Source organism: Streptomyces sp. AC627_RSS907, assembly GCF_019049165.1.
Genome location: NZ_JAGMUE010000700.1, coordinates 1 through 664 on the forward strand (window position 1 = coordinate 1; position 664 = coordinate 664).

Sequence of the window (664 nt, forward strand, 5' to 3'; positions counted from 1 at the left end):
GCTGACGGCCGAGGCCGAGGCGAAGAAGGAGAAGGCCGGGACGATGACCTCGTCGCCGGGCTCGATGCCGGCGGCGCGGAGCAGGATCACCAGGGCGTCGGTGCCGCTGTTGACCGCGATGGCCCGTGCGGCACCTGTGTAGTCGGCGATGGCCCGCTCAAGCTCCGCCACCTTGCGGCCGTGGGAGAACTTGCCCCGGTCGAACACATCATCCGTATGTCGGGTGATGAGCGGCCATAGCTCCTTGAAGGACTCCGCCTGAGTGAAGAACGGAACCGGCGCGGCGGGAGCATCGGTAAGCGTGGACACCATGGGAGTGACGCTATGGAGCGGTTCTGTGACGTCGCTACGGACAAGAACTTGCCGGTAGCAGTCATTCCTGGCCAGCCGGCCCGAGCTGGGCGCCCCGTCGGCAAACCTGTCATACACAGGTGCCCAGGCCGGCGATACGGCAAGATCTTGCCAGTCACCAGGGGCTTCCCCGACCCGGTGCGACCCCTCGCACGCGCCGCCCACACCTGGCGTGCACGGGCGGCTTCACTCCGTATTCAAGCTTCCACACGCCGTCCTGTACACCCCGTGTCGGATGTCCCACTGCCGCGGTCCACCCACCGGGACCGACCGGGCCGGCGCCGCTGGTCGTCCGCCCAGCATGGCGTAATCC

Annotated in this window: 1 protein-coding gene; it reads right to left on the reverse strand. The window is 67.8% G+C overall.

Features of this window, described 5'->3' with window-relative positions; genetic code table 11:
- Positions 1-312, reverse strand: a 312-nt coding sequence (locus tag KUM32_RS37875) for an aminotransferase class I/II-fold pyridoxal phosphate-dependent enzyme (RefSeq protein WP_217146361.1), incomplete at its 3' end; no start/stop codon positions are given.
- Positions 313-664 lie beyond the last annotated feature (352 nt).